Origin of the sequence: Humibacter albus DSM 18994 (genome assembly GCF_000421825.1) — a bacterium.
GTDB lineage: Bacteria > Actinomycetota > Actinomycetes > Actinomycetales > Microbacteriaceae > Humibacter > Humibacter albus.
In genome coordinates, this window is record NZ_ATXT01000011.1 from 46,192 (window position 1) to 70,819 (window position 24,628).

The 24,628-nt window shown below is 67.9% G+C and carries 24 protein-coding genes; 15 read left to right on the forward strand and 9 right to left on the reverse strand.

The features are described from left to right. Nucleotides 1-2: 2 nt before the first annotated feature. The 4 genes from H623_RS0101605 to H623_RS0101620 form a co-directional block, all read right to left on the reverse strand. Nucleotides 3-947 (reverse strand): DNA-3-methyladenine glycosylase family protein, encoded by a 945-nt coding sequence (locus H623_RS0101605; RefSeq protein WP_022899194.1) that lies wholly within the window; start codon nucleotides 945-947, stop codon nucleotides 3-5. Then, entirely contained in the window at nucleotides 944-1,525 is a 582-nt protein-coding gene (locus H623_RS0101610) for a methylated-DNA--[protein]-cysteine S-methyltransferase (protein WP_022899195.1), read from the reverse strand. The genes H623_RS0101605 and H623_RS0101610 overlap by 4 nt, the downstream gene beginning before the upstream one ends. Continuing rightward, nucleotides 1,522-2,016, reverse strand: coding sequence for an RNA polymerase sigma factor (locus H623_RS0101615; protein WP_026939791.1), 495 nt, complete (start codon nucleotides 2,014-2,016; stop codon nucleotides 1,522-1,524). Before H623_RS0101615 ends, H623_RS0101610 begins: the two co-directional genes overlap by 4 nt. 73 nt (nucleotides 2,017-2,089) lie before the next feature. Next, on the reverse strand, nucleotides 2,090-3,115 hold the full coding sequence (locus H623_RS0101620) for an LLM class flavin-dependent oxidoreductase (RefSeq protein WP_022899197.1): 1,026 nt from the start codon (nucleotides 3,113-3,115) through the stop codon (nucleotides 2,090-2,092). A gap of 189 nt (nucleotides 3,116-3,304) precedes the next feature. On the opposite strand from H623_RS0101620, the gene H623_RS17235 reads away from it, so the two are divergent. Together H623_RS17235 and H623_RS17240 are read left to right on the forward strand one after the other, a co-directional pair. Further along, nucleotides 3,305-4,438 carry a YihY/virulence factor BrkB family protein gene (locus tag H623_RS17235; RefSeq protein ID WP_169514885.1) on the forward strand — a complete coding sequence of 378 codons (1,134 nt, stop codon included), beginning with the start codon at nucleotides 3,305-3,307 and terminating at the stop codon, nucleotides 4,436-4,438. 144 nt (nucleotides 4,439-4,582) lie between these two features. Continuing rightward, complete coding sequence (locus H623_RS17240; RefSeq protein WP_157560858.1) at nucleotides 4,583-4,885, forward strand: hypothetical protein; 303 nt, start codon at nucleotides 4,583-4,585, stop codon at nucleotides 4,883-4,885. A gap of 151 nt (nucleotides 4,886-5,036) precedes the next feature. Here H623_RS17240 and H623_RS0101635 read toward each other — a convergent pair whose 3' ends face one another. Then, nucleotides 5,037-7,496 (reverse strand): ATP-dependent DNA ligase, encoded by a 2,460-nt coding sequence (locus tag H623_RS0101635; RefSeq protein ID WP_022899200.1) that lies wholly within the window; start codon nucleotides 7,494-7,496, stop codon nucleotides 5,037-5,039. 118 nt (nucleotides 7,497-7,614) lie between these two features. On the opposite strand from H623_RS0101635, the gene ku reads away from it, so the two are divergent. The 4 genes from ku (at nucleotide 7,615) to H623_RS0101655 (ending at nucleotide 10,327) form a co-directional block, all read left to right on the forward strand. Next, nucleotides 7,615-8,598: a non-homologous end joining protein Ku gene (gene ku, locus H623_RS0101640; RefSeq protein WP_022899201.1), complete on the forward strand. Its 984-nt coding sequence runs from the start codon at nucleotides 7,615-7,617 to the stop codon at nucleotides 8,596-8,598. A gap of 137 nt (nucleotides 8,599-8,735) precedes the next feature. Beyond that, entirely contained in the window at nucleotides 8,736-9,008 is a 273-nt protein-coding gene (locus H623_RS0101645) for a DUF7218 family protein (protein ID WP_022899202.1), read from the forward strand. A 92-nt stretch (nucleotides 9,009-9,100) separates the two neighbouring features. Beyond that, nucleotides 9,101-9,433 (forward strand): DUF7882 family protein, encoded by a 333-nt coding sequence (locus H623_RS21625; RefSeq protein ID WP_022899203.1) that lies wholly within the window; start codon nucleotides 9,101-9,103, stop codon nucleotides 9,431-9,433. A 6-nt stretch (nucleotides 9,434-9,439) separates the two neighbouring features. Continuing rightward, nucleotides 9,440-10,327: an NUDIX domain-containing protein gene (locus H623_RS0101655; RefSeq protein WP_022899204.1), complete on the forward strand. Its 888-nt coding sequence runs from the start codon at nucleotides 9,440-9,442 to the stop codon at nucleotides 10,325-10,327. Nucleotides 10,328-10,360: 33 nt separating this feature from the next. Here the strand turns inward: H623_RS0101655 and H623_RS0101660 are convergent, their stop codons facing one another. After that, a complete protein-coding gene (locus tag H623_RS0101660; protein WP_022899205.1) occupies nucleotides 10,361-10,807 on the reverse strand; it encodes a hypothetical protein in 447 nt (148 codons plus the stop codon). 104 nt (nucleotides 10,808-10,911) lie between these two features. Continuing rightward, nucleotides 10,912-11,730, reverse strand: a complete 819-nt coding sequence (locus tag H623_RS0101665) for a DUF1295 domain-containing protein (protein ID WP_022899206.1) — start codon at nucleotides 11,728-11,730, stop codon at nucleotides 10,912-10,914. A gap of 76 nt (nucleotides 11,731-11,806) precedes the next feature. Here H623_RS0101665 and H623_RS17245 point away from each other — a divergent pair, with 76 nt between their 5' ends. The 4 genes from H623_RS17245 to H623_RS0101685 all read left to right on the forward strand — a co-directional run bounded on the left by H623_RS17245 (nucleotide 11,807) and on the right by H623_RS0101685 (nucleotide 14,279). Continuing rightward, the gene (locus H623_RS17245; RefSeq protein WP_022899207.1) at nucleotides 11,807-12,439 is read left to right on the forward strand and encodes a CDP-alcohol phosphatidyltransferase family protein; all 633 of its coding nucleotides are present in this window, start codon (nucleotides 11,807-11,809) and stop codon (nucleotides 12,437-12,439) included. Beyond that, nucleotides 12,432-12,905, forward strand: coding sequence for an FHA domain-containing protein (locus H623_RS0101675; protein ID WP_022899208.1), 474 nt, complete (start codon nucleotides 12,432-12,434; stop codon nucleotides 12,903-12,905). Before H623_RS17245 ends, H623_RS0101675 begins: the two co-directional genes overlap by 8 nt. Then, nucleotides 12,905-13,615 (forward strand): transcriptional regulator FtsR, encoded by a 711-nt coding sequence (gene ftsR / locus H623_RS0101680; protein ID WP_022899209.1) that lies wholly within the window; start codon nucleotides 12,905-12,907, stop codon nucleotides 13,613-13,615. The genes H623_RS0101675 and ftsR overlap by 1 nt, the downstream gene beginning before the upstream one ends. Nucleotides 13,616-13,730: 115 nt before the next feature. Next, nucleotides 13,731-14,279, forward strand: coding sequence for a MerR family transcriptional regulator (locus H623_RS0101685; RefSeq protein ID WP_022899210.1), 549 nt, complete (start codon nucleotides 13,731-13,733; stop codon nucleotides 14,277-14,279). 84 nt (nucleotides 14,280-14,363) lie between these two features. Here H623_RS0101685 and H623_RS0101690 read toward each other — a convergent pair whose 3' ends face one another. Further along, nucleotides 14,364-15,167, reverse strand: coding sequence for a ParA family protein (locus tag H623_RS0101690; RefSeq protein WP_022899211.1), 804 nt, complete (start codon nucleotides 15,165-15,167; stop codon nucleotides 14,364-14,366). Nucleotides 15,168-15,245: 78 nt separating this feature from the next. Between H623_RS0101690 and H623_RS0101695 the strand changes: the two genes are divergently transcribed. From H623_RS0101695 to H623_RS0101705, 3 genes are all read left to right on the forward strand, one after another. Continuing rightward, entirely contained in the window at nucleotides 15,246-18,650 is a 3,405-nt protein-coding gene (locus H623_RS0101695; protein ID WP_022899212.1) for a pyruvate carboxylase, read from the forward strand. 87 nt (nucleotides 18,651-18,737) lie between these two features. Then, nucleotides 18,738-20,141 (forward strand): MinD/ParA family ATP-binding protein, encoded by a 1,404-nt coding sequence (locus tag H623_RS17250; protein ID WP_022899213.1) that lies wholly within the window; start codon nucleotides 18,738-18,740, stop codon nucleotides 20,139-20,141. A gap of 64 nt (nucleotides 20,142-20,205) precedes the next feature. Beyond that, nucleotides 20,206-20,697 (forward strand): peptide deformylase, encoded by a 492-nt coding sequence (locus H623_RS0101705; protein ID WP_022899214.1) that lies wholly within the window; start codon nucleotides 20,206-20,208, stop codon nucleotides 20,695-20,697. A 323-nt stretch (nucleotides 20,698-21,020) separates the two neighbouring features. Here the strand turns inward: H623_RS0101705 and H623_RS0101710 are convergent, their stop codons facing one another. Beyond that, nucleotides 21,021-22,850: an AMP-dependent synthetase/ligase gene (locus H623_RS0101710; RefSeq protein WP_026939793.1), complete on the reverse strand. Its 1,830-nt coding sequence runs from the start codon at nucleotides 22,848-22,850 to the stop codon at nucleotides 21,021-21,023. A 102-nt stretch (nucleotides 22,851-22,952) separates the two neighbouring features. On the opposite strand from H623_RS0101710, the gene H623_RS0101715 reads away from it, so the two are divergent. Continuing rightward, nucleotides 22,953-23,897, forward strand: a complete 945-nt coding sequence (locus tag H623_RS0101715) for an ROK family glucokinase (protein WP_022899216.1) — start codon at nucleotides 22,953-22,955, stop codon at nucleotides 23,895-23,897. Between the two features lie 37 nt (nucleotides 23,898-23,934). Continuing rightward, nucleotides 23,935-24,624 (forward strand): lysophospholipid acyltransferase family protein, encoded by a 690-nt coding sequence (locus H623_RS0101720; protein ID WP_022899217.1) that lies wholly within the window; start codon nucleotides 23,935-23,937, stop codon nucleotides 24,622-24,624. Nucleotides 24,625-24,628: the final 4 nt, after the last annotated feature.

The following is a 24,628-nucleotide window of genomic DNA, read 5'->3' on the forward strand; positions in this document are numbered from 1 at the left end:
GATCATGCCTCACTTCGGCGCTTCGGCCCAGGGGTCGAGGCTGTTCCGGATGCCGCGTCGTGCGTCCACAGCTGCATGGTCGCGTACGCGCGCCATGGCCTCCACCTCTCGCCGAGGGCGGTGGCTTCGGCCGGCGAGATGCCGCCGAGCGCGCGCCGGAGCACGAGGTCGCCCACGGGATACGCGTCGGCGTCGCGCAGCACGCGCAGCGCGAGGTAGTCGACCGTCCACGGCCCGATGCCCGGCAGCGCCAGCAGGGCGGCGCGCACGGCGGCGTGGTCGCCGTGGCGCTCCACGCGCAGACCGGCGGCGAACGCCTCGGCGAGGGCGATCACGGTGCGGGCCCTGCTTCGCGGGATCCCGACGGCCGCACGCAACTCCTCGAGGTCCGCGGCCGCGACAGCGGCGGGGTGTGGAAAGCGGAGCAGGCCGCCCTCGCCGGCAATGCCGTATGCGGCGGCCAGCCGTCCGGTGAACGTGCGGCAGGCGGCGAGCGACACCTGTTGGCCGAGCACCGTCTGCGCCGCGGCCTCGAACGCATCCGGATGCCCGATCACGCGCACCGCGGGCCTCTCACGCACCAGCGGCCCGAGCACGACGTCGTCGGCGAATCGCTCGGCGATCTCCGCCACATCGGTGTCGAGGTCGAACCACTCCCGCACGAGGTCGACCGTGGTGGCGTCGGCGTCGCCGATGATCTGCACGCCGTCATCGTGGATGGCGACGGTCACCATTCCGGCGTCGGTGCCGGGCACGGGTCTGGTCACCGTTCCCGCCGCCGGATCGACGATCTCCACGCCCGGCACCGTGTGGTTCACGAGTGAGCGCAGTACGACATCGCGCTCCAGCGGGCCGGCAAGAAACGTACCCGCCAGCGGCATCGCCCCGTGTGAGCCGGCCCACGCGCCCGCCGAAGGGCTCGAGGGCGCCGTGGCCTCACCGGTCACGACGACGCCTCGAGGTCGAGCAGCGTGCGCTTGGCCTCCACCCCACCGACGTAGCCGCCCAGCGTCCCGTCCGCCCGCAGCACCCTGTGGCAGGGAACGACCACGGGCAGCGGGTTCGTGGCGCAGGCCGAGCCGACGGCGCGGAACGCGCGGGGGCGGCCTGCTGCCCGGGCGAGCTCCGCGTAGCTCGCGGTGTCGCCATACGCGATCGTGGGCAGCAGTCGCTGAACCTCGGCACGGAAACCCCGAGTGAGCGCGAAGTCCAGCGGAAGGTCGAAGGAGGTGCGCCGCCCCGAGAAGTATTCGTCCAGTTCGCGTGCCGCGCCGTCCAGCCGGGCAGGGGCGTGGAGCACGCGGGGGCTGATCCGGTCGGCCATGGTCTGAAGCACGCCATCGAACCCCTCGCTCTGATACGCGACTCGCACGAGCCCGTGTCGACTCGCCGCGACCAGCAGAGGCCCCACCGGGCTGTCGATCGTGCGGTAGGCCACATCGATCAGCGCGCGGGTCTCTGCGTCGTGCGCGAGTCGTTCGTGCAGGCGGGCGAGGTCGCCATCCGGCTTATTCGTCGCGGTCATCGTTCTGCCTCCATCGTCTTCCGGAGGGCGCGGATGCCGTCTGCCGCCGCCCGCCGCACCGCGTCGGCGCTTCCGCCGACGAGGTCCGCGACCTCCTGGTACTTCAGCCCGCCCAGGTGGTGGTACGTCACGGCCTGCCGCTGTCGCGGCGGAAGAGCCGAGACGGCGCGGGCCACGCGATCCGCGCTCGCACTACGTTCCGCGCTCTCTTCGGGCAGCCCGAGCACGCTCGCCGTCTCCGGCATCCGCTCCACGGTGACAGCGCGCCGCCCTGAGGCGCGGATCAGGTCGATGCACTTGCGCCGGGCGATCGTGACCAGCCACGCTTCGACGTTCGCATCGTGAGGCAGAGACGGGTAGGCATCCAGGGCCGACAGGAACGTCTCCGACCAGGCGTCATCCGCGTCGTGCACGGCGAGCATCGAGCGGCACACGCGCAGCACGACGGCACCGTGCTCGCGCACGACCGCGTCGAAGGGAAGAAGCACCATCACACGGTAGACGCTCGCGGCGACGAGAACGTGAGATCGGGCTCCTTCCCGCTGCCGACCTGGCGGTCGGAGATCAGGCCAGAAGCTCGCGCACCCGCGGGATCACCCGCGTGGCGTACAACTCGATGGAGCGCTGCAGGAGAGCGTGCGGCATCGGACCGTTCGCGTACTTCAGGTCGAACCGGTCGACGCCGAGCACCCGAATCGCCTCCGTCATGCGCTTCGCCACCGTCTCGGGCGATCCGACGTACAGGGAACCGTGCCGTACCTCGCTGATGTATTGCTCCTTGCTCTGCGGAGCCCACCCTCGCTCCGCGCCGATCCGGTCCATAGTGGCCTTCTGGTACGGATAGAGCTGTTCCATGGCGAGCTCGTCGGTGTCGGCGACGAAACCGGGGGAGTGCATCGCCAGCGGCATCGGCTCCCGTCCCATCTGTTCCTGCGCGCGCTTGTACAGGTCGACGTACGGCGCGAAACGTCCCGGGTTCCCGCCGATGATGGCGAGCGCCATCGGAATTCCGTACCGTACGGAGCGGATGACGCTCTCCGGGCTGCCGCCCACCCCGACCCACGCCTTCACGCGCCCTGCCTCGGTCTTGGGATACACCTGCTGATCGGTCAGCGGGGCGCGCACCGTGCCCGACCAGGTGACGGGCCCCTCCTCGCGCAGCAGGCTGAACAGCTCGAGCTTCTCTTCGAACAACGTCTCGTACTGCGTGAGGTCGTAGCCGAAGAGGGGGAACGACTCGGTGAACGAGCCGCGCCCGAGCGTGACCTCCGCGCGCCCGTTCGACACCGCATCGAGCGTCGCGAAGCGCTCGTACACTCGCACGGGGTCATCCGAGCTCAGCACGGTGACCGCGGTACCCACCCGGATGCGCTTCGTGCGCGCCGCGATCGCCGACAGCACGATGTCAGGCGCGCTCACCGCGAAGTCGGCGCGGTGGTGCTCGCCGATGCCGAAGGCGTCGACGCCCAACTCGTCCGCGAGAACGGCGTCATCGATCACGTCGCGGATCGTCTGGGCGGCCGGCCCCTGACCTCCGCTCTCGTCGATCGGGACGTCCCCGAACGTGTCCAGTCCGAACTTCACGGCCACGTCGGCCCCTTCCAATTGGTATATACGAATGCATGGATCGCAACACGCGCCCCCGCCTCATCATTCCCTGGCAGCGGTCGTGCGGGCCGGGCGCGACGAACGAGGGCTGCGTGCTCGCGCCTCATGCGCCTTCGCGCCCGCATGTGCAAGGGGTGGGCTCGAGCGGCGCTGCGGCGTACGGTGACGACCATGGATGCTCTCGACCTCGCGAAGAAGCACGCCAAACGCGCCGCGAAGCGCACCGACAAGCTTGTGGAGACGCGGCAGAAGGAACTTGCGGAGCGGCAACCCTCTCACGACGAACAGGCACTGCGCGATCGCGAGGCGAAGGCGGCGGCATCCGCTCGCTACGGCCGCATGCCCTGGGGCTACGTGCTCGGCCGCACGCTGCGAGAGTACGGACGTGATGGATGCTCGGACCTCGCCGCCTCCCTTACCTACTTCACGGTTCTCTCCGCGCTGCCCGCGCTGCTGGCGCTCGTCTCGGTTCTGGGCCTGCTGGGCGCCGGCCGGGCCGGATCCAAGAAGCTGCTCGACGTCGTCGACGCCATCGCGCCGGAGCAGGTGCAGCCCGTGCTGTCCGGCCTCCTGACGCAGCTCACCTCCTCGACGGCCGCCGGCCTCGGGCTGGTGATCGGCATCGTCGGTGCCGTGTGGTCCGCCTCCGGTTATGTCGGCGCGTTCATGCGTGCCGTCAACCGCATCTACGGCGTACGCGAGGGGCGGGGCACCATCGCCTTGCGCTCGCAGCAACTGCTCATCACCATCGTGGTGCTGGTGCTCGCGGTGCTCGTGGTGCTGGCGCTCGTGCTGAGCGGGCCGGTGGCACGCACCATCAGCGACGCTCTCGGCACCGGTGACGCCCTCATCACGACTTGGCAGATCATCAAGTGGCCCGTCATCGGCCTCGCCGTGATCGTCGCGGTGGCGGTGTTGTTCTTCGGTGCGCCGAATCTGCGCAGGCAGCGCATCCGCTACGTCTCGCTGGGCGCCGCGGTCGCCGTGGCGATCATGGTGCTCGGCTCCGTCGGCTTCGGCTTCTACGCGTCGAACTTCGCCAGTTACAACCGGGTCTACGGAGCGGTCGGCGGACTGCTCGTGGCGTTGCTGTGGGTCTGGCTGACCAACCTGGCGCTCGTGATCGGCGCGGAGCTGGGATCCGAGCTCGAACGCGGGCACGAGCTGTCGCTCGGGCTGCCGGCAGAGCGACAGGTGCGCCTGAAGACGCGCGGTGACTCGGCATCCGCCAAGGCGAGAAGCAAGCTCGTGGCCGACGAGCGGGTCGGGCGTGCGATCCGTGTCGCGATGGCACGCGAGGAGTGACCGAGCGCGAACCCGTTCGGGTGAGGCCGGGCGAAGCTCTCCGCAAATCGGCGCGCCGGGGTTAGCCTGACTGCATTCCGGTCCAGAAGGTTCCAGCGCCGATGCCTGGTGATCGCCGTCGGCGCGACGACAGAGGGGGAGACGATGATCGCGTCCATTCTCGAGAACGACACCGTGCACTTCGAACACCGCGGTGGCGGATACGTCATCCACCGCCTCGGACCTCAGGACTGGGTCGTGCGGGCCGACGACGGACGCACCATGGGGTCGCTCACCGTGGTGTCGCCCGAAGGCGAGGAGCACGAACCGGTGTACGGCGGCATCATGGTCGGCCAGACCGAGACCGACTACGAGGGTTCGGACTGGGAATCGATCGTGCGAGGGCTCGTCAACGAGGAACTCGACGCGGACGACGGCTCGATGACGCAGGTCGGCTCGCAGCACTGAGACGTCGCCCGTACGGGGTGTTCGCACACTGGGACGTTCGGAGCGCTGACAGAGGACCGGAGCCGGCAGAGCCGCCGCGTCGAGCGATCGCACGCCGAGCCGTTCCCGATATCGGGTTGTTCTCCGCTTTAGAGGGGTGAAGGTGCGGAGTTCAGCTCTCGCGCACGACGTCCTTGGGCGCCTTGTCCGGGCGCCAGCCTCGCCAGGACGGCTGACGCAGGCGACCGCCGCGCGTCCATTCCGCGAATTCCACCTCGCCGACGAAAACGGGCTTCACCCAGTGCACGCCACGGGCATCGGTGGAAGGAACGTCCTCGAACGGCGTCGTACGGGTCTCGATCTCGCCCAGTCGACCGGCGATCTCATCCAGGGCCGCGTCGCCGAAACCCGTCCCGACTTTACCCACGTACGCAAGCTTCTTTCCGTGCGGGATGCCCAGCAGCAGCGATCCGACACCGCCCGCGCGTCGTCCTTCCCCGGGCTTCCATCCCCCCACCACAACCTCCTGCGTGCCATGGTGCTTCACCTTGATCCACGACGTGGAACGCTTGCCTGCCGCGTACGTCGACGAGCGATCCTTGGCCACGATGCCCTCGAGCCGTTCGCGTCGGCTGCGCTTCATCGCGTCATCGATCGGGCCGGGAACGACGTCGGGAACCTGCAGCACACCGCGATGCCGGTCGACGACCACGTGCTCGAGCGCCGCACGCCGCACCTCGTACTCCTCGCCGGTCACCTCGTGCCCGTCGAGCTCGAGGATGTCGAAGGCGAAGTACCTCACCGGCACACGTGAGGCAGTGCGCGAGATCTCAGTCTCGTTCTGCAGGTTCATCCGCTGCTGCAGCAGCCCGAAGTCGGGGTGTCCTTCGTTCAGCGCGACGACCTCGCCGTCGAGCACTGCCGGCGACCGCAGGTTCGAGCCGAGGGCGGTCAGCTCCGGGTACTGGGCGGTGACGTCGTTGCCGTTCCTGGTCACCAGCCGCACCTCGTCGCCGGCGGCGTACGCGAGCGCGCGGATGCCGTCCCATTTTCCTTCGAAGACCCAGCGCTCCGGATCGTGCCTCAACTGGGCTTCCTTGCCCAGCGTCGCGAGCATCGGAGCGTACGTCTGGCGCGGGGCATCCAGTGTCATGCGATGGATCAGCCAGTTCTTCTCGTCGTGGGAACCACCGCGCGCGGAATGACCGGTGTGGATCAGCGCCACCTTCACCGGGCCGCCGAGGCCGCCTCCGGGCGAGGGGTGCAGGGTGACGATGACCTCTTCTCCGTCGCGCCACTTCTCCAAGTCGTAGACGCCGGAGTCCCAGATGTCGACGTGACCAGCTCCGTATTCCCCGTGCGGAATATCTCCCTCGAAGCCGCCGTAGTCCAACGGGTGGTCCTCGGTCTGCACCGCGAGGTGATTCTGCTTCGGGTCTGTGGGCACCCCCTTGGGAAGTGCCCAGCTCACCAGCACCCCGTCGTGCTCCAGGCGAAAGTCGAAATGCAGGCGCCGGGCTGCATGCTTCTGAATCACGAACGAGCGCCCGTTGGTCGTCGATGGCGCCTCTTCCGGCACCGGTTCCGGTGTCTTCGCGGCATCCCTCTTGCTGCGATAGACCGTCAGGCGATCGCGCGCGGCGTGTGCCTTCTCGTTCCGCCGTCCGCCGTCGTCGGAGTCGCCCTCGGCCTGCGAACCGGAACGGTGGTCTGGCAGGTCGTCCTCGATCGCGTTCTCCGAGGCATCCGCCAGCGGATCGCCCTTCTGCTCGACGCGGTTCAACACCTCCTCGTACGAGAGTTGCCGCAGGTGCGGTGAGGCCAGCTCGCGCCACGTTCGTGGAGCAGCGGCCGTCGGCTTCGCACGCCCGCGCAACGAATACGGCGCCACGGTCGTCTTGTTCGCATTGTTCTGGCTCCAGTCGATGAACACCTTGCCGGCGCGATCGACACGCCTCATCGTGCTGATCACTTCGTCCGCGTGATCGGCCTCGAGAGCGCGCGCGAGCTCGTGCGCCACGGCCGACACCTGGTCGGAGCTCTGCGATCCATCGAGCCGGGCATACAGATGGATGCCCTTGCTCCCACTGGTCACGGGCACGGCCTCCAGCCCCATGCCGCCCAGAATGTCCCTGGCCCATCGCGCGACCTCGGCGCACTCCCGCAATCCCACGCCCTCACCGGGGTCGAGGTCCAGCACGAGCCGATCGGGCGCGCGCCGCGCCCCGCGCGGCCCGGCCTGCCACTGCGGCACGTGGATCTCCAGGGCCGCTATCTGGCCCAGCCACGTCAGCACTGCCGGCTCGTTCACAAGCGGGTACACGTTCGCGTGATCCTTGTGCTGAATGCTCACCCTCGGCACCCAGTCCGGTGTCCCGTCATCGAGATTCTTCTGGAAGAACGGCTGCTCCGGATGCTCCGCCGTGCCCACACCGTTCACCCAGCGTTTGCGCGTGGCCGGCCTCTGGTGCGCCTGCTCGATGAGGTGCGGGGCGATGCGCGCGTAATACTCCAGCACGTCGCCCTTCGTCGTGCCGGTCTCGGGATAGAGCACCTTGTCGAGGTTCGTGAGCCTGATGCGGTGCCCGTCGATCTCCACCCATTGCGTCTTCGACTTCTGAGTTGCCCCCATGGGGCCGACGTTACGCTGCGCCATGGCGCTCGCCCACGCCTTGACGGATGCAGCTGCCACAGTCCCACGGAAAGGGCAAAGGGTTGTCCTGCGGAGACCGAGGCGGTGCAATAGGGGTATGCGAGCCATCGGCAAGCGGGTGATCGCCTTCGGCCTGGTGAACGTGCCGGTCAAGATCTACAGCGCGACAGAAGACCACGACATCTCCCTGCACCAGGTGCACGACAAGGACGGGGGACGGATCCGCTACCAGCGTCGCTGCGAGATCGACGGCGACATCGTTCCCTACGAGCACATCCTCAAGGCGTACGACGCCGGAGACCGCACAGTGGTGCTGACGGACGAGGACATGAAGTCGTTGCCGGAGGAGCGCAGCAACGAGATCGAGGTCGTCGAGTTCGTACCGGACGACCAGGTCGATCCCATCATGTTCGAGCGCAGCTACTTTCTCGAGCCCGACTCGAAGTCGGCGAAGGCGTACGTGCTGCTCCGTAAGACCCTCGAGGAGACGAACCGCACGGCCATCGTGAAGTTCGCGCTGCGGCAGAAGACCCGCCTCGGAGCACTGCGGGTGCGCGATGGCGTGCTCATGCTGCAGGGGCTTCTGTGGGCCGATGAGGTGCGCACTGCGGATTTCCCGAGCCTGTCCGCCGACGTGCGGATCACCGAGAAGGAGCTCGAGATGTCGTCCAAGCTCGTGGCCAGCTACGAGAGCGACTTCTCGCCGGAGAAGTTCGAGGACGACTATCAGGCGCAGCTCGAGCAGCTCATCGACGCGAAGCTCGAACAGGGGGACGCCCTCGATACCGAGGCCACCTTCGGCGAGGAGTCCGAGGGCGCGAAGGGTGAGGTCCTCGACCTGATGGAGGCCCTGCGTCGCAGCGTCGAGCGCAATCGTTCCGGTGGAAAGACGTCCTCCGGCAAGGCATCGGGCAAGACCGCCTCCCGCACATCATCGTCCGGCAAGTCGACGAGCTCGAAGTCGACGAGCTCGAAGTCGACAAGCTCGAAGTCGACAGGGAGCCGGGGCGGTTCTCGGTCTGGGAGCGGTGCGAAGCGTGAACGGGCGTCCTCGAGCAAGCCGCGCAAGAAGGCGGGCTGAAGCACCGTTGCCGTGCCTGACGGTGCGGCAACGGTGCTGTCAAGCCCCTTGAGCCGCGCCGGCACCCTTTCTAACGTGGCGAGGGCAGGAAGGCGCCGGCCGGTTCCGGTCGCGCCGAACGGCGAAGGGAAGAGACGATGCCTCGCGGAGCCAACTCGCGACTGAAGGATCCGGAACTGTATGAGGAGCTGCGCGACGACGGCGCCTCGAAGCAGAAGGCGGCGCGCATCTCCAACGCGGCGGGAACGCGCAAGGGCAGTCGCTCTTCGGTAGCGCGCAAGGGCGGTGAGTCCGGCAGCTACGACGACTGGACCGTGCCCGAGCTGAAAAAGCGGGCGAAAGAGCTCGGACTCTCCGGCTATTCGAAGAAGAAGAAGGACGAACTGATCGACGCGCTTCGTCACCACTGACCGCTCCCGCGCGGATCGTGGGACTCGACACGACGTGCACCGTTGTCTCGAACCTCCGGCGCGTCGAGGGCGCCGCCTGAGATGATGAGCGGATGGGCTACCTCATTTACGGCTCGGGCGCCGAATACGAGATCGAAGATCGCACACTCGCTCACCTCAAGATCGCGATCGTCGCGAAACTGCGGCTTCAGGAGAGTTTTCTCGTGAACTGGACCGTCTCTTCGGAACAGGGTTCCGGCCGTGTGAGCATCTGGCTCTCACCGGCGATCTCGTTGCAGTTCCGTTTCGCGGGAAGCCGACCCCCTGAGTTGAACCGGGTCTGGTTGGAGGCCCTCGCCATCTCCTCGCACGGCACGCGGGGGATGGTCGTCATGCCGGAAGACGAGGCGGAGGCTTACCTCGCATCGGCGCCGAACGCGGGCTGATCGCCGGTGGCGCTGCGCAGACGCCCTCTGACCAGCGGCGACGCGTGGGTGGTCGGACCGGACGGCCGCCGGTTCTGGGGCACCTACGGAGCAGCGGGCCTGCTCCTGGCGCACCCGCACGCCGGAGTTCTGCTGCAGCACCGCGCCGAGTGGAGCCACTTCGGCGGAACGTGGGCGTTGCCGGGCGGCGCGCGGCACGAAGGGGAGAGCGCGCCCGATGGCGCACTGCGCGAAGCGGAAGAAGAAGCGGGCGTCCCGGTCGACCGGGTGCGCCGGCGCTTCCTCTCTCGCCTCGACCTGGGCTGGTGGTCCTATTCAACGGTGGCCGGCATCGCCGACACGCTCTTCGATCCGGTGATCGGGGATGCCGAGAGCATCGAAGTGCGTTGGGTGCCGCTCGACGAGATCAACGGTCTCGAGTTGCACCCGTCGTTCGCGCAGCGGTGGCCGCTTCTGCGCGAAGACCTGTTTCGTGACCCTGTCGTCATCGTCGACGCGGCCAACGTCGTGGGATCGCGACCGGACGGCTGGTGGCGCGACCGTGCGGCTGCGGCGGCGCGGCTGGCCGCTGGTCTGATCTCGCTGACGGAGTCGGGCTGGCCTGCCTCCGCGCTGCAGCTGCCGCACGATCTCTGGTGGCCGCGCGTCGTGATGGTGCTGGAGGGACAAGCCAAGCGGATGCCGGCCCTCGGCTCTTCGCACCCGCTCGAGCTGGTACACGCGGACTCCGACGGCGACAGTGCGATCGTGGATCGCGTCGCATCGGAGGCGGACCCCACGCAGGCGATCGTGGTCACGGCAGACCGCGGTCTGGGGGAGCGGGTGCGCGGGCTCGGGGCATCCATCGCGTCGCCGGGCGCCGTGCTCAGCGCGATCGACGCAGTGATCGAATGACAGTCGGATGACGGTTCCCGGGTCGCGGCACATTCACGCGGTCTGGGCGAGCGATGCCTTCCACTTGACGAGGGAGCGCACGGTGGCGCTCTCGTCGTCGGCTAGACGCGCCATGGCATCGTCGGGCACGAAGTAGTTCACGGCCACCCAGCCGCGTACCAGTTCGGAGGCGTCGCCGGCGAGCTCACGCAGCACGTCGCATGGCGTCGCCTCGTTGCGTGCCACGCAGGCCCGCACGCCGTCGGCCGGATCGTGCGCGAGCACCTCGAAGAGGTCCGGCGGAGTGTTGTAGCTGCTCGCCACGCTCTCTCGGATCTTCGGGTTCGCGTCTTGCGCGAGGATGCGCAATCGGCGGATCTTGCTCTCGGTGACAGGCGGCATCGGATGCAACGACGCCGCTTCCTGAGCGGTCAGCATCGCGGGCGCCGCGCGTCGCATGGCCTCACGCTGAGCAGGAGTGTTGAACCGAATGCACGACATGCCTTCAGGCTAACGGCCTGCTGCATCCTCGTGTCGCGCTCGTTCGCGTTTCCTGGCACTTCGGGCGGGCCGGCTCTCCGGGCGCACCGGCACAGCGGCCTCGCTCAGCGAGCGGTCGTGGTGCGGCGGCGCCGGATCCACGGGATCACGGCCGACGTCGTCGCGCGATAGTGCGCATACTCCGGGTAGCGCCGCCGCGAGATGCCCTCGGTGAAGGTGGTCGACCCGATGAAGAGCACCGTCAGCAGAACCACCCCGACGACCGTCCACTGCAGAACCGAACGGGCGGCGATGGCGCCGATGAAGAAGAAGACCCACCACTGGGCGAGCTCGAAGAAGTAGTTCGGATGCCGGGAGAACCGGAACAGGCCGGACTGCAGGAAACGGGGACTCGGCTCCCGGCCGGCCGCGGTCTCGGCCGCCTTCCACCGGTGGAAGTCCCACTGCTGCTGGTCCGAGACCGTCTCACCGAGAAGAAAGGCGAGGAAGAGCACGATGCAGACCACGTCGAGCAGGGTCAGCGGTGTCGGATGCAGGTAGGCCGTCCATGCCGGCAGCATGAACAGGAAGATCACCACGTTCTGGAAGATCACGATGAACAGCAGGTTGAAGAGCACCCACTTCCACCCGGTGATCCTCGTCCGCAGGTGAGCCCAGCGGTAGTCCTCGCCGCCGCGCGCGTAGCCGCCCTTGCGCGCGAAGTTGAACGTGAGACGGGCTCCCCAGAGCGTCACGAGCGCCGCCATCGCGTCCAGACGGGGATCCATCAACCCGGCAGCTCCCGCGTAGACCCACACGTATGCGACGGGAACGAGCGACCAGATGCGGTCGACCCACGAATACTCCTTCGTGAGTTGTGACGCGAGCCAGGTCGCGACGCAGACGGCAGCGAGAATCCACAGGCACACGATGACGGGGGACATGCACCGAATTCTATGGCGCGGCCCGGCCGAGGCGGCGGGACACGTCGAGCCGTCGCTGCCCCTATGATTGCCAGGCGTGGCACAGGCATCCTCCGCGGTCTCCTCGCGGGTGCTCACCGTTCCCAACGTGCTGAGCTTCTTCCGGCTCGCCCTCGTGCCCGTCTTCCTCTGCTTCGTCATCGTCGCGTGGGATGCTTGGGCTCTTCTCGTGCTCGTCGTCGCCAGCGTCACGGACTTCTTCGACGGCTTCCTCGCGCGCAGGCTCGACCAGGTCTCTCGACTCGGTCAGCTCCTCGACCCGGCCGCAGACCGCCTCTACATCTTTGCGGCATTGATCGGGCTGGCCTGGCGTGAGCTTCTGCCGTGGTGGCTCGTGCTCGCGATCATCGCGCGCGATGTGATGCTGCTCGTGCTCGGCATCGTTCTGGCGAACCACCGGCACGGCCCATTACCTGTGCATCACCTCGGAAAGATCGCCACGTTCGCCCTGCTGGTGTCGCTGCCGGTGCTCATGCTCGGCGAGGCATTCCCGGTGTTCTCCTGGGCATCACGGCCCCTCGGCTGGGCCATCGCGCTCTGGGGTGCGTTCCTGTACTGGTGGGCCGGCATCCTCTACGTGCGCGAGACCGTCAGAGTCATCCACAACACGCCAGGCGGCGACGGCCCGGTTTCCGATACGCTTTCAGAAGAGGAGGTCGACGGTGGCTGAGCAGAACGACCCGAACAGCGAAGCGCAGCGAGCCGCGGGGGAAGACACGACCGCCGGCTTCGGCGAGGAATTCGCTGCAGCGATGAACGCGCAGGCGGCGGGGGTGACGCCCGAAGAGAAGGAGGCGATCGCCGCATTGCCGAGCGGATCCGCGCTCCTGATCGTGCGGCGGGGACCCAACACCGGAGCGCGGTTCCTGTTGGATGAAGACGTGATGACGGCGGGCAGGCATCCCGATGCCGACATCTTCCTCGACGATGTCACGGTGTCACGTCGTCACGCGGAATTCCTGCGACACGGCACCGCCTTCGAGGTGAAGGACCTCGGCTCCCTGAACGGCACGTACTTCGACGGTGTCCGCGTGGAGAGCGCGATGCTGACCGACGGTGCGGAGGTGCAGGTGGGCAAGTTCCGACTCACCTTCTACGCCGCTCGCCACGACTTGGACGCGTCGGCGTCGGCCTGATGGCCCGCCAGGCGTCGCAGACACGTGGCGCGGGAGCCGTCCGCGCCGGTGTGCTTCTGAGCATCGGTCAGGTTCTCGCGCAGCTGACGCCGGAATTCCCCGACCTCGCGCCGTCGAAGCTGCGCTTCCTCGAAGAGCAGGGACTCGTGACGCCCGCGCGCACCGCGTCCGGCTATCGCAAATTCTGCACCGACGACGTCGAGCGGCTGCGGACCATCCTGACGCTGCAGCGCGATCACTATCTTCCGCTCAAAGTCATCCGGTCGTATCTGGCCGATCTCGACGCCGGCCGCACGCCGCTCATCCCCGGCACATCCGGCCCGACGCGCCCGAACATCCTGTCGACGGGACACCGGTTCAGCCGGGAGGAGCTGCTCTCCGAAGCGGAGGCCTCGCCCGCGCTCCTGCAAGAGGCCATCGCCGCGTCACTCGTGAGCCCGGCCGACGTCTACGGAGAAGACCAGCTGATCGTGCTCAAGGCGTTGGTCGACCTGCATCGCAGTGGGATCGAGCCGCGTCACCTGCGCGGCCTGCGGGCCTCGGCGCAGCGCGACATCGGCTTGATCGAAACAGCGCTGGCGCCCGTTCTGCGTCGCTCCGACACGAGTGCGCGTGCCCGCGCCGGCGAGCGGGGGCGCGATCTCGCCGACGACCTCGAGACCGTGCGATCGAGCATCGTGCGGTCGGCGATCGGCAGGCTCGCGCCGTGACCGCTGCGACACGCCGAGCCGTTCGACCGGATGTCGTTGCCGGCCCGAGCGGGCACGGTTACCGTGGAATGTGCATCGCTTCGCGGTGGGTGACCTGGGGTGAGAGGGAGAGCGCATGAGTGAAGTCCGTCGGAATGACGACGCGCGCTACGACCTCGGTTTGCTCTTCACCGACGGAATGCCCGAGTTGGATGACGCGAACGGTTATCGAGGAGCTGTCGCGGCGCGCGCCGCCGGTATCAGCTACCGACAACTGGACTACTGGGCACGTACCGGGCTGGTGGAGCCGACAGTGCGCGGAGCCGCGGGTAGCGGCTCGCAGCGGCTGTACGGCTTCCGCGACATCCTGGTGCTGAAGCTCGTCAAGCGGCTGCTCGACACCGGCATCTCCCTGCAGCAGATCCGCACGGCGGTCGACCAGCTGCGCAAGGAGGGCGTCAACGACCTCGCACAGACAACCCTGATGAGCGATGGAGCGAGCGTCTACCTGTGCACGTCCAACGACGAGGTCATCGACCTCGTCGGCCGTGGACAGGGCGTCTTCGGCATCGCCGTGGGCAAGGTGCTGCGCGAGGTGGAGACGAGCCTCGTCGAACTGAACGTGCAGGCATCCGACACGATGGACGAGCTCGCGGCTCGTCGCGCGGCGAAGAAGATCTCCTGACCGAAGACGGCCTTTCAACAGAGGAACCGTCGCAGCCGCGCACGTTCTCGTGAGCGAGACGTTCCCGCGGAACAGGGCGCGCGGTCAGTTCTCCGCGTATTCGCCCATGCGCGCCGTGCGGAGCACGCGTTCCAGGAGCATGTCGAAGTTGTGCGCCATCTCCTGAGCGCTCTCGCCCGGCCAGACGTGCAGCGGCTTGGCCGCTCCCTGCGCCTGCTGCAATGACGTGCGCTCCGGAAGCTGAGGCGAGAGCACGAGCGGTCCGAACATGTCGCGCAGCTCCTTGATGCGGAACTGGTGCTCCAGGGACTGCACGCGTGCGCGGTTGACGATGATGCCGAGTGGTTGCAGCCGCGGCGAGAGGCCGCGTCTGATCTCCTCGATCGCGCGCAGCGCGCGGTCGGCGGCGGCGACCGAGAACAGGCCGGGCTCGGTGACGACCGAGACCCGGTCGCTGGCGGCCCAGGCCGTGCGGGTGAGCGCGTTCAGCGATGGTGCGCAGTCGATGAGCACCAGGTCGTAGTCGTGCTCGACGTTGGCGAGCGCCTCTTCGAGCTTCCAGATGTCGCGAATCGAGGGATGCGGGCCGTCGAAGTTGATCGCGGACGGGCTGCCGATCATCACGTCGACCTTGCCGGAGCGTCCCCTCGTCCACCCGCTCGGTGCGATCGCCGCGCGGACCACCTTCTCCTTCGGAGAGGCCAGCACATCGGCCACGTTGAGGTGCCCGGCGACGGTGATGTCCATGCCCGTGGAGACATCCGACTGCGGGTCGAGGTCGACCACGAGCGTGCGCAGTCCCTTGGCAAAGGCCGCAGACGCAAGACCCAACGTCACCGTGGTCTTGCCGACACCGCCTTTGAGGGAACTGACGCTGAGCACATGCACAAGAGGAAACGTTACCGTCAGTAGTCTTAGAGAACCTAACCGTTCGCTGAGCGGCGTGCCCCCGCCGGAGAGGCCCGAATGTTCAAGAAAATCCTGGTCGCGAATCGCGGGGAGATCGCTATTCGTGCGTTCCGCGCCGCATACGAGCTCGGTGCGAAGACCGTTGCCGTCTTCCCGTACGAAGACCGCAACTCGATGCACCGGCTCAAGGCCGACGAGGCGTACGAGATCGGCGAGCCAGGACATCCGGTGCGCGCGTACCTCGACGTCGCTTCGATCATTCGCGTCGCGGTGCAGTCGGGCGCCGATGCCATCTACCCGGGCTACGGGTTCCTCTCGGAGAACCCGGAACTCGCCGAGGCGGCGGCAGAAGCGGGCATCACCTTCATCGGTCCACGCGCCGACGTGCTGCGCATGGCGGGCAACAAGGTGACGGCGAAGGAGCACGCGATCGCGGCCGGCGTCCCCGTGCTGGCATCGACGCCGCCGTCGCGTGACATCGAGGAATTGCTCGCAGGCGCGGAGGCGATCGGTTTCCCGATCTTCGCCAAGGCCGTCGCCGGGGGCGGCGGACGCGGCATGCGGCGAGTGAACAGCATGGCGGAGCTGCGGCCTGCGCTCGAAGAGGCGATGCGCGAGGCCGACAGCGCTTTCGGTGACCCGACGATGTTCCTCGAGCAGGCGGTGCTTCGGCCACGGCACATCGAGGTTCAGGTTCTGGCTGACGCGACCGGGCACACGGTGCACCTCTTCGAACGCGACTGCTCGGTGCAGCGGCGCCACCAGAAGGTGATCGAGATGGCCCCGGCGCCGAACCTGCCCGACAGCATCCGACAGGACCTGTACCGGGATGCCATCGCCTTCGCCTCCTCGATCGGTTACGTCAACGCCGGCACCGTCGAGTTCCTGCTCGACACCGCGGGGGAGCGTGCGGGGCAGCACGTCTTCATCGAGATGAACCCGCGCATCCAGGTGGAGCACACCGTCACGGAAGAGATCACCGACGTCGATCTCGTGCAGTCGCAGATGCGCATCGCCGCGGGGGAGAGTCTCGTCGACCTCGGTCTGCGCCAGGAGTCGATCCAGATGCACGGCGCGGCCATCCAGACTCGCATCACCACCGAAGACCCCACCCAGGGGTTCCGCCCCGACACCGGGACGATCACGACCTACCGCTCACCCGGTGGCGGTGGCATCCGACTCGACGGTGGAACCGTCGCGGCGGGCGCGCAGATCAGTCCGCACTTCGACTCCATGCTGGCCAAGCTGACCTGCCGCGGCCGCGACTTCGGAGCGGCTGTTCTGCGAGCGAGGCGTGCGCTGGCCGAGTTCCGCATCCGAGGCGTTGCCACGAACATCCCGTTCCTCCAAGCCGTGCTCGACGATCCGTCGTTCGTGGCGGGCGACCTGAGCACGTCGTTCATCGAGGAGCGGCCGCAGCTGTTGCGCGGCCGCGTATCGAAGGATCGTGGCACCAAACTGCTGAACTGGCTCGTCGACGTCACGGTCAACCAGCGCAACGGCGCACGGCCTCTCGGCCCCGACCCGGCGGCGAAGCTGCCCGACTTCGACGTCTCTGCGCCCGTTCCCGACGGATCGCGGCAGCGGCTCCTCGAGCTCGGGCCGTCCGGCTTCGCTGAGGAGCTGCGGAATCAGACCGCGCTGGCCGTCACGGAGACGACATTCCGCGACGCGCATCAGTCGCTGCTGGCGACGCGGGTGCGCACGAAGGACCTCACGGCGGTCGCACCGTACGTGGCCCGCATGACGCCCCAGCTTCTCTCCGTGGAGGCGTGGGGCGGTGCGACCTACGACGTGGCACTCCGCTTTCTCGGCGAAGACCCGTGGGAACGTCTCGCCGCGCTTCGCGAATCCCTTCCGAACATCAACATCCAGATGCTTCTCCGGGGCCGCAACACAGTGGGCTACACGCCGTATCCCACTCAGGTCACGGATGCCTTCGTGCGCGAAGCCGCGGCCACGGGCGTCGACATCTTCCGCATCTTCGACGCGCTCAACGATGTGAACCAGATGCGCCCGGCCATCGAGTCCGTCCTGGCCACCGGCACGGCGGTCGCCGAGGTCGCCGTCTGCTACACGGCCGACGTCCTCGATCCGGCAGAAGAGCTCTACACGCTGGACTACTACCTGCGTCTGGCGGAGAGCATCGTCCAGTCGGGGGCGCACGTGCTCGCCATCAAAGACATGGCAGGTCTGCTGCGGCCAGGGGCCGCCGAGCTCCTGGTCCGCTCGTTCCGTGAGCGGTTCGATCTTCCGGTGCACGTGCACACGCACGACACCGCCGGTGGCCAGTTGGCGACCCTGCTCGCGGCAAGTGCCGCCGGAGCCGACGCCGTCGACGTCGCCAGCGCCCCGATGTCGGGCACGACGAGTCAGCCGTCCGCGTCGGCGCTGGTGGCGGCGCTCGCGCACACCCGGCGCGACACGGGCATCTCCCTGCAGAACGTCTCCGACCTGGAACCGTACTGGGCGGCGGTCCGCGCACTGTATGCGCCGTTCGAGTCGGGGCTGCCCGGCCCGACCGGCCGCGTGTACGAACACGAGATTCCGGGCGGCCAGCTCTCCAACCTGCGGCAACAGGCGAAAGCGCTCGGTCTGGCCGATGACTTCGAGCTCATCGAGGACATGTACTCGGCGGCCAATCGCATTCTGGGTCGCATCCCCAAAGTGACGCCGTCGTCGAAGGTGGTGGGCGACCTCGCTCTGCACCTCGCCGCCGTGCACGCCGACCCCGATGACTTCGAGCACAACCCCCAGAACTACGATGTGCCCGACTCCGTCGTGGGCTTCATGGCAGGGGAGCTGGGCGATCTTCCCGGCGGATGGCCCGAGCCGTTCCGCAGCAAGGTGCTCGAAGGCAAGAACGTGCGGGTCGCAGTCGCTGAGCTCACACCGGAGGAGCAGCAGGGACTGGATGCCGATTCGGCCACGCGGCGCGCCACGCTCAACCGGCTGCTCTTCCCGGCACCCGCGCGCCAGTTCGAGCAGGTGCGCGAGCTCTTCGGCGACGTCTCGGTGCTCGACACGGCCGACTACCTCTACGGTCTGACGCCGGGCCACGAGCACGTCATCCTGCTCGGGCGCGGAGTCCGGCTCTACGCGGGGCTCGAGGCGATCGGCGAGGCGGACGACAAGGGTATCCGCACTGTCATGACGACTCTCAACGGGCAGCTGCGACCCGTCTTCGTGCGAGACCGATCGATCACGGTCGAGACGAAGGCGGCCGAGAAGGCGGATGCCTCCATTCCGGGACATGTCGCTGCACCGTTCTCGGGCGTGATCACCCTGCAGGTGCAGGCGGGGGACCGCGTGAGCGCGGGAACGCCCGTGGCTTCCATCGAGGCGATGAAGATGGAAGCGGCGATCGCGACGCCCGTCTCCGGGACGGTCGTACGCCTCGCTGTCCCGAAGACGCAGCAGGTCGACGCCGGCGACCTGCTCGTGGTCGTCGCCCCCGACTGACCTGTCGCCCCTATTTGGGGGGTGTGCGGTACCTCTCCGTCGCGCTCGGAGCCGGCGATATGCTGGGGCCGACGCAAGGGGGCGTGCGTGGCTGCCAGCAGCAAGAAGAACGGAACCGCCAGGGGTGCGGGGACGACCGCGGTCGAACGCGACATCGAGGCGGGCGAGCACGCCGGGCCGTCGGATGACGAGGCCGTGACGCCGCACGATGCCGAGGTCGACGTCGAGGTCGAGGTCGAGAGTCTTGAAGGCAGGGAAATCCTCGTCACCGAGTCGGGCAGCATCAACGTCGTCGTGGATCTTCCGGCCGCTCCGCCGAAGCCGCGGCCCGTCGAGGAGGAGGCCGTCGCCATCGACGACGTGCCTGTGGACCCGGCCAGAACGCGTCAGCCACGGACCGCGTCGGTGACGATCGTCACCGCTCACCCGGTGCGGACGCAGCCGCTTCCTCCGGTGCGCACGCCGATACCTCGCCAGGTGGAGGTGGAGGTCTCGAGCGGATGGCGGCATCCGTCCCGTCGAGGACGCCGGTCCGGTGAGGTGGCCGAGGTGCCGGAGTCGTCAGCCATGCTGACCGCTGACCGGTTGCTGGTGCCGCATCGTGGGGCACGGCCCGCTCCCGAGGGTGCGGGGCGTCTGATGCTCTACAAGGCGACGTTCGGTGTCGTGAACGCGGGGGACTCGAAGGCGGCGCGGGCTCGCAATGAGCTGAACCGGCGGATCCAGCGGCCGTTGCCGGGCGGAGCCCGGTTCGTTCCCGTGCTGACCCGCAAGGGCGGCGTCGGCAAGACCACCGTGACCGCACTGCTCGGAATGGCTCTGGCCGACCAACGGGAGGACAGGATCATTGCGATCGACGCCAACCCCGATCGCGGGACTCTCTCTGAGCGCGTGTCGAAGCAGACGGAGGCGACGGTGCGCGACGTGGTGCACCGTGCCGCGTCGATCGACGGATATACCGCCTTCTCCGCACTGGTCTCGCGTGATCGGACGCGACTCGACGTTCTCGCCTCCGATACGGATCCGCAACTGTCCGAAGCCTTCGATGAGAACGATTACAACGTCGTCGCCGATCTCGCCGCCCGCTACTACTCGATCGTGCTCACCGACTGCGGCACGGGCATCGTGCATTCGGTCATGAAGCCGACCTTGCGTCGGGCCGACTCGATCGTCATCGTGTCCGGCGGCAGCGTCGACGAGGCGAAACTGGCATCCGAGACCCTGACCTGGCTCGAGGTGAACGGGTACGAAGAACTCGTGCGCAACGCCGTCATCGCACTGAACACGGCGACGCAGGGCACAAGCCTGGTCGACGTGGAAGAGATCGAGGCGCATTTCCGGTCACGAACCCGCGACGTCGTGCGCATACCCTACGACCCGCGCCTCGCCGCCGGTGCCGCCATCGACTACCAACACCTGCGACCCGCGACCCGGCGGGCCGCGCGCGTGCTGGCCGCGCTGGTCGTCGAAGGGCTGCCGGCAACCCGGTGACGGCCGGGGCGCAGCCGCGATGCCAGAGCGTTCGGTCAGTGAGGGCGTTCAGTAAACTGATCGGATGCCTGATCGCCCCATCCGCCTCTTCGGCGACCCCGTGCTCAGCAGCGTGTCCGAACCGGTCGGCGCGATCGACGACGGCGTGCGCGCCCTGGTCGCCGACCTGCTCGACAGCGTGAAGCTGCCCGGTCGTGCCGGCGTGGCCGCGTGTCAGATCGGTGTCGGGCTCCGAGCGTTCAGCTACAACGTCGACGGTGAGGTCGGTTACCTGCTCAATCCACGCATCGTGGACGTCGACGGCGACCTCGAGGAGATCGACGAAGGATGCCTGTCGGTCCCCGGCCTGTGGTTCCCGACTCCGCGCCATCCGTTCGCACGAGCAGCGGGCATCGACCTCGACGGCAACGAGGTCGCCGTCGAGGGTACTGGCGTGCTCGCCCAGGCTCTGCAGCACGAGACGGACCACCTCGACGGCATCGTGTACCTCAAGCGCCTCGCCCCGGAGCGCCGACGCGAGGCGATGCGCAAGGTGCGCGAGAGCGACTGGTTCTGAGTTGTTCTGTGCGCCGTCCCCCGGCCGGCGCACCGCGGTTGGCCGGGTGCATGGCGGGGTTCGGCGGCGTGCATGCCGCCGCCTTGTGGAGCGTGTTGCGCTGGTGGGGCGGTCGCGCTCCATTTCCTGGTGCGCCCTTTTCTCTTGGTGCGCCCTTTTCGGTGGGGAGTCATTGGTCGCGGGGCGGCGTCGGCCGGGTGCATGGTGGGGTTCGGCGGCGTGCACGCCGCCGCCTTGGGGAGCGTGTTGCGATGGCGGGATGGTTGCCCTCGTGTGGCGGCGCGTCGCTTTTGGGGACAGCCGTCGTATGCGGCGAAACCGGGTCAGCGCAGTGAGAAGCCCTCTGTCGACGGTGCGTTCGAGTACAGGGACTCGATCTCGGGGGAGAAATCCTTCAAGATCTCGTGGCGCTTGATGCTCAGCTTCGGCGTGAGATGACCGCTCTGCTCCGTGAACTCGGTGGGAAGCACGACGAACTTGCGGATGGACTCCGCGCGCGAGACCTGCGTGTTCGCGGCATCCACCGCCTTCTGCAGCTCCGCGAGCACTGCCGGATGCTTCGACGCGACGGTCAGCGACATGTCGGGGTCCAGTCCGCTGTTGTGCAGCCACACGGGCAGCATCTCCGTGTCGAGCGTGATCAGGCATCCGATGAACGGCTTCTGGTCCCCGACCACCACGACCTGACCGACCAGTAGATTGGCGCGGATCGCGTCCTCGAGCACGGCAGGGGCGACGTTCTTGCCACCGGCCGTCACGATGATCTCCTTCTTACGACCGGTGATCGTGAGGAAGCCGTCGTCGTCCAGGCTGCCCAGGTCGCCCGTCTTGAACCAGCCGCCCTCGAACGCGTCCGCGGTCTGCTCCGGGTTGTTCCAGTACTCCTTGAACACGTCGATACCCTTGATCAGGATCTCGCCGTCATCCGCGATCTGGACCGCGACGCCGGGAAGCGGCACGCCCACGGTCCCGATACGCGAGCGCTGCGGAAGGTTGACGGTCGCGGGAGCCGTGGTCTCCGTCAGGCCGTAGCCTTCGAGCACCGTGATGCCCATGCTGTGGAAGAAGTGCCCGAGGCGGGCTCCGAGCGGGGCCGATCCCGATACCGCATACCGCACATTTCCGCCCATCGCCGCGCGAAGCCGGGCGAAGACCAAACGGTTGTACAGCGCGAACCGCAGGCGCAGCCCGAACGGAACCGGCTCGCCGGCCTCCTGCGCCTTCGAGTAGTCGATGGCGCAGGCAGCGGCCTTGCGGAAGATGCCGCCCTTCCCGCCGCTCTCCGCGTTCTGCTCCGCCGAGTTGTAGACCTTCTCGAAGACTCGCGGCACGGCCAGGAGGAAGCTCGGTTTGAACGTGCCCAACGACGGCAGCAGGCTGCGGGTGTCCGGCTGGTGGCCGACCCGCACTCCGCCGTGCACGCAGAGCACCGCGATGAACCGGGCGAAGACGTGCGCGAGAGGAATGAACAGCAGAGTGGATGCTCCGCGCGGGTCCTCGACCACCTCGTGCAGCGCCACCGCCGAGTTCCGGGAGAGGTCGACGAAGTTCGCGTGCGTGATGACACAGCCCTTGGGTCGCCCCATGGAACCCGACGTGTAGATGATGGTCGCGAGATCGTCGGCATTCGCGAGCCTGCGACGACGGACGATCTCGTCGTCGGACACCTCGTGGCCCGCCTCGGCGATCTTCTCCAGATCGCCGAGATCGATCTGCCACACGTTGCGGATGTTCGGAAGGTCCGCGGCGACCTCATCGAAGCGCGCGAAGTGGTCGGCCGTTTCGACGAACATGTGGGTGGTACCGGAGTCGCTCAGATTCCATTGCACTTGAAGCGGCGAGCTCGTGTCGTAGACCGGCACGAGGACGGCACCGGCATACCATGCGGCGAAGTCGATCAGCGACCACTCGTACCGCGTGCGGCACATGATCCCGATCTTGTCTCCGGGCTCCACTCCGGCGGCGACGAAGCCCTTCGCCAGAGCGATCACCTCGGCTTCGAACTGCGCGGCAGTCACGTCGATCCAGCCGTCGCCCGCAGGCTTGGCGAACAGCACCTTCTCCGGCGTCTCCGCGGCCCGTTGCACCAGCAGATCGGCCGAGTTCGCGGTCGGGTCGGCAGGCACCGCAAGAGGGGTTTCGGTTCGGTTCACTGGCAACTCCTTCGCCACCGTCATACCCAGTACACTCTATGCTGCATCGGCCGAACGATCTGGCGGCTGCGCACTCGTCGACCAGGAAAGGCGGCCTTCGGCTTGCACGCGATCGGAATCGACATCGGAGGCACGAAGGTCGCCGGAGCGCTCGTCGACGAGCTGGGCACGATCATCCGTGAGGACCGCGTTCCGACATCGCGGGATGCGGACGAGATCGAGACGGCCGTGGTCGAGATGATCGCCCGCCTGAAGGACGATGCGGAACCGGTCGCGGCCGGGGTCGCGGCGGCCGGATTCATCGACGCGGCGCAGTCCACCGTGTACTACGCGCCGAACATCGCGTGGCGGAACGAGCCGCTGCGCGAGAAGCTCGAGACACGCACCGGAATGCCGATCGTCATCGAGAACGATGCCAATGCCGCCGGCTGGGCGGAGTTCCGGTTCGGTGCCGGGCGTCTGGTGAGCGACATGGTCATCCTCACCATCGGCACCGGAGTCGGCGGAGCGATCGTCTCCGAGGACAAGCTCTTCCGCGGTGGCTTCGGCACCGGCGCGGAGATCGGACACATGAGGGTCGTTCCCGGCGGCCTGCCCTGCGGGTGCGGCGCACGGGGCTGCATCGAGCAGTACGGATCGGGACGTGCCCTGCAGCGCTACGCGAACGAACTCGCCGACCAGGGCGGCATCGGCCAGGTGCTCGCCGATGTACGCACACGCACCGGCACGCTCCGCGGCGCCGACATAGGCGATCTCATCCAGCGACGTGATCCCGGCGCGCTGGCCGCGCTCCGGCAGCTCGGCGACTGGCTCGGGCAGGCCTGCGCCAGCCTGGGCGCCGTGCTCGACCCGCAGATGTTCGTGTTCGGCGGCGGCGTCGCGGCGGCCGGCGACCTTCTGCTCGAGCCCATCCGTGCCTCGTATCTCGAGAACCTTCCCGCCCGCGGCTACCACCCCGAACCCGAGTTCCGCATCGCCGAACTGGTGAACGACGCCGGTGTCGTCGGTGCGGCCGACCTCGCGCGCCTGCACGCGGAGAGCCACTAGGCTGCTCGTGCACGCTATGGAAGGGGTGCGCTGACAGGTGTTCTACTGGCTGCTGAAGTACGTGATCGTGGGTCCCGCGCTCCGTGCGATCTTCCGGCCGTGGGTCGTTGGACTCGAGAACGTCCCGAAAGACACCGCGGTCATCCTCGCCAGCAACCATCTGTCGTTCATCGACTCGATCTTCCTGCCCCTGGTCGTGACGCGTCCTGTGTCGTTCCTCGCGAAGAGCGACTACTTCACCGGGCCCGGGTTCTCCGGGTGGATGACGAAGACGTTCATGCGTGCCACCGGCCAGCTGCCGATCGACCGCGGGGGCGGTCCCGCCTCCGAGGCGTCGCTCAACACCGGCCTCACCGTGCTCGCGCGCGGTGAGATCCTCGGCATCTACCCCGAGGGCACGCGAAGCCCCGACGGCAAGCTGTATCGAGGACGCACCGGTGTCGCCCGCATGATCCTCGAGGGTCGCGTGCGGGTCGTTCCGGTGGTCATGGTCGGCACCCAGCAGATCATGCCGATCGGCTCGAAACTGCCTCGCATCCGTCGGGTCGGTGTCGTGTTCGGCGACGTCCTCGACTTCTCGCGCTTCGAGGGACTCGAAGGCGATCGGTTCATTCTGCGCTCCATCACGGACGAGATCGTGTACGCGCTGCACGGGCTCGGCGGACAGGAGTACGAGGATGTCTACGCGTCGACGGTCAAGGCGCGTCGCGCCAGCGTCGCCCGCTGAACGG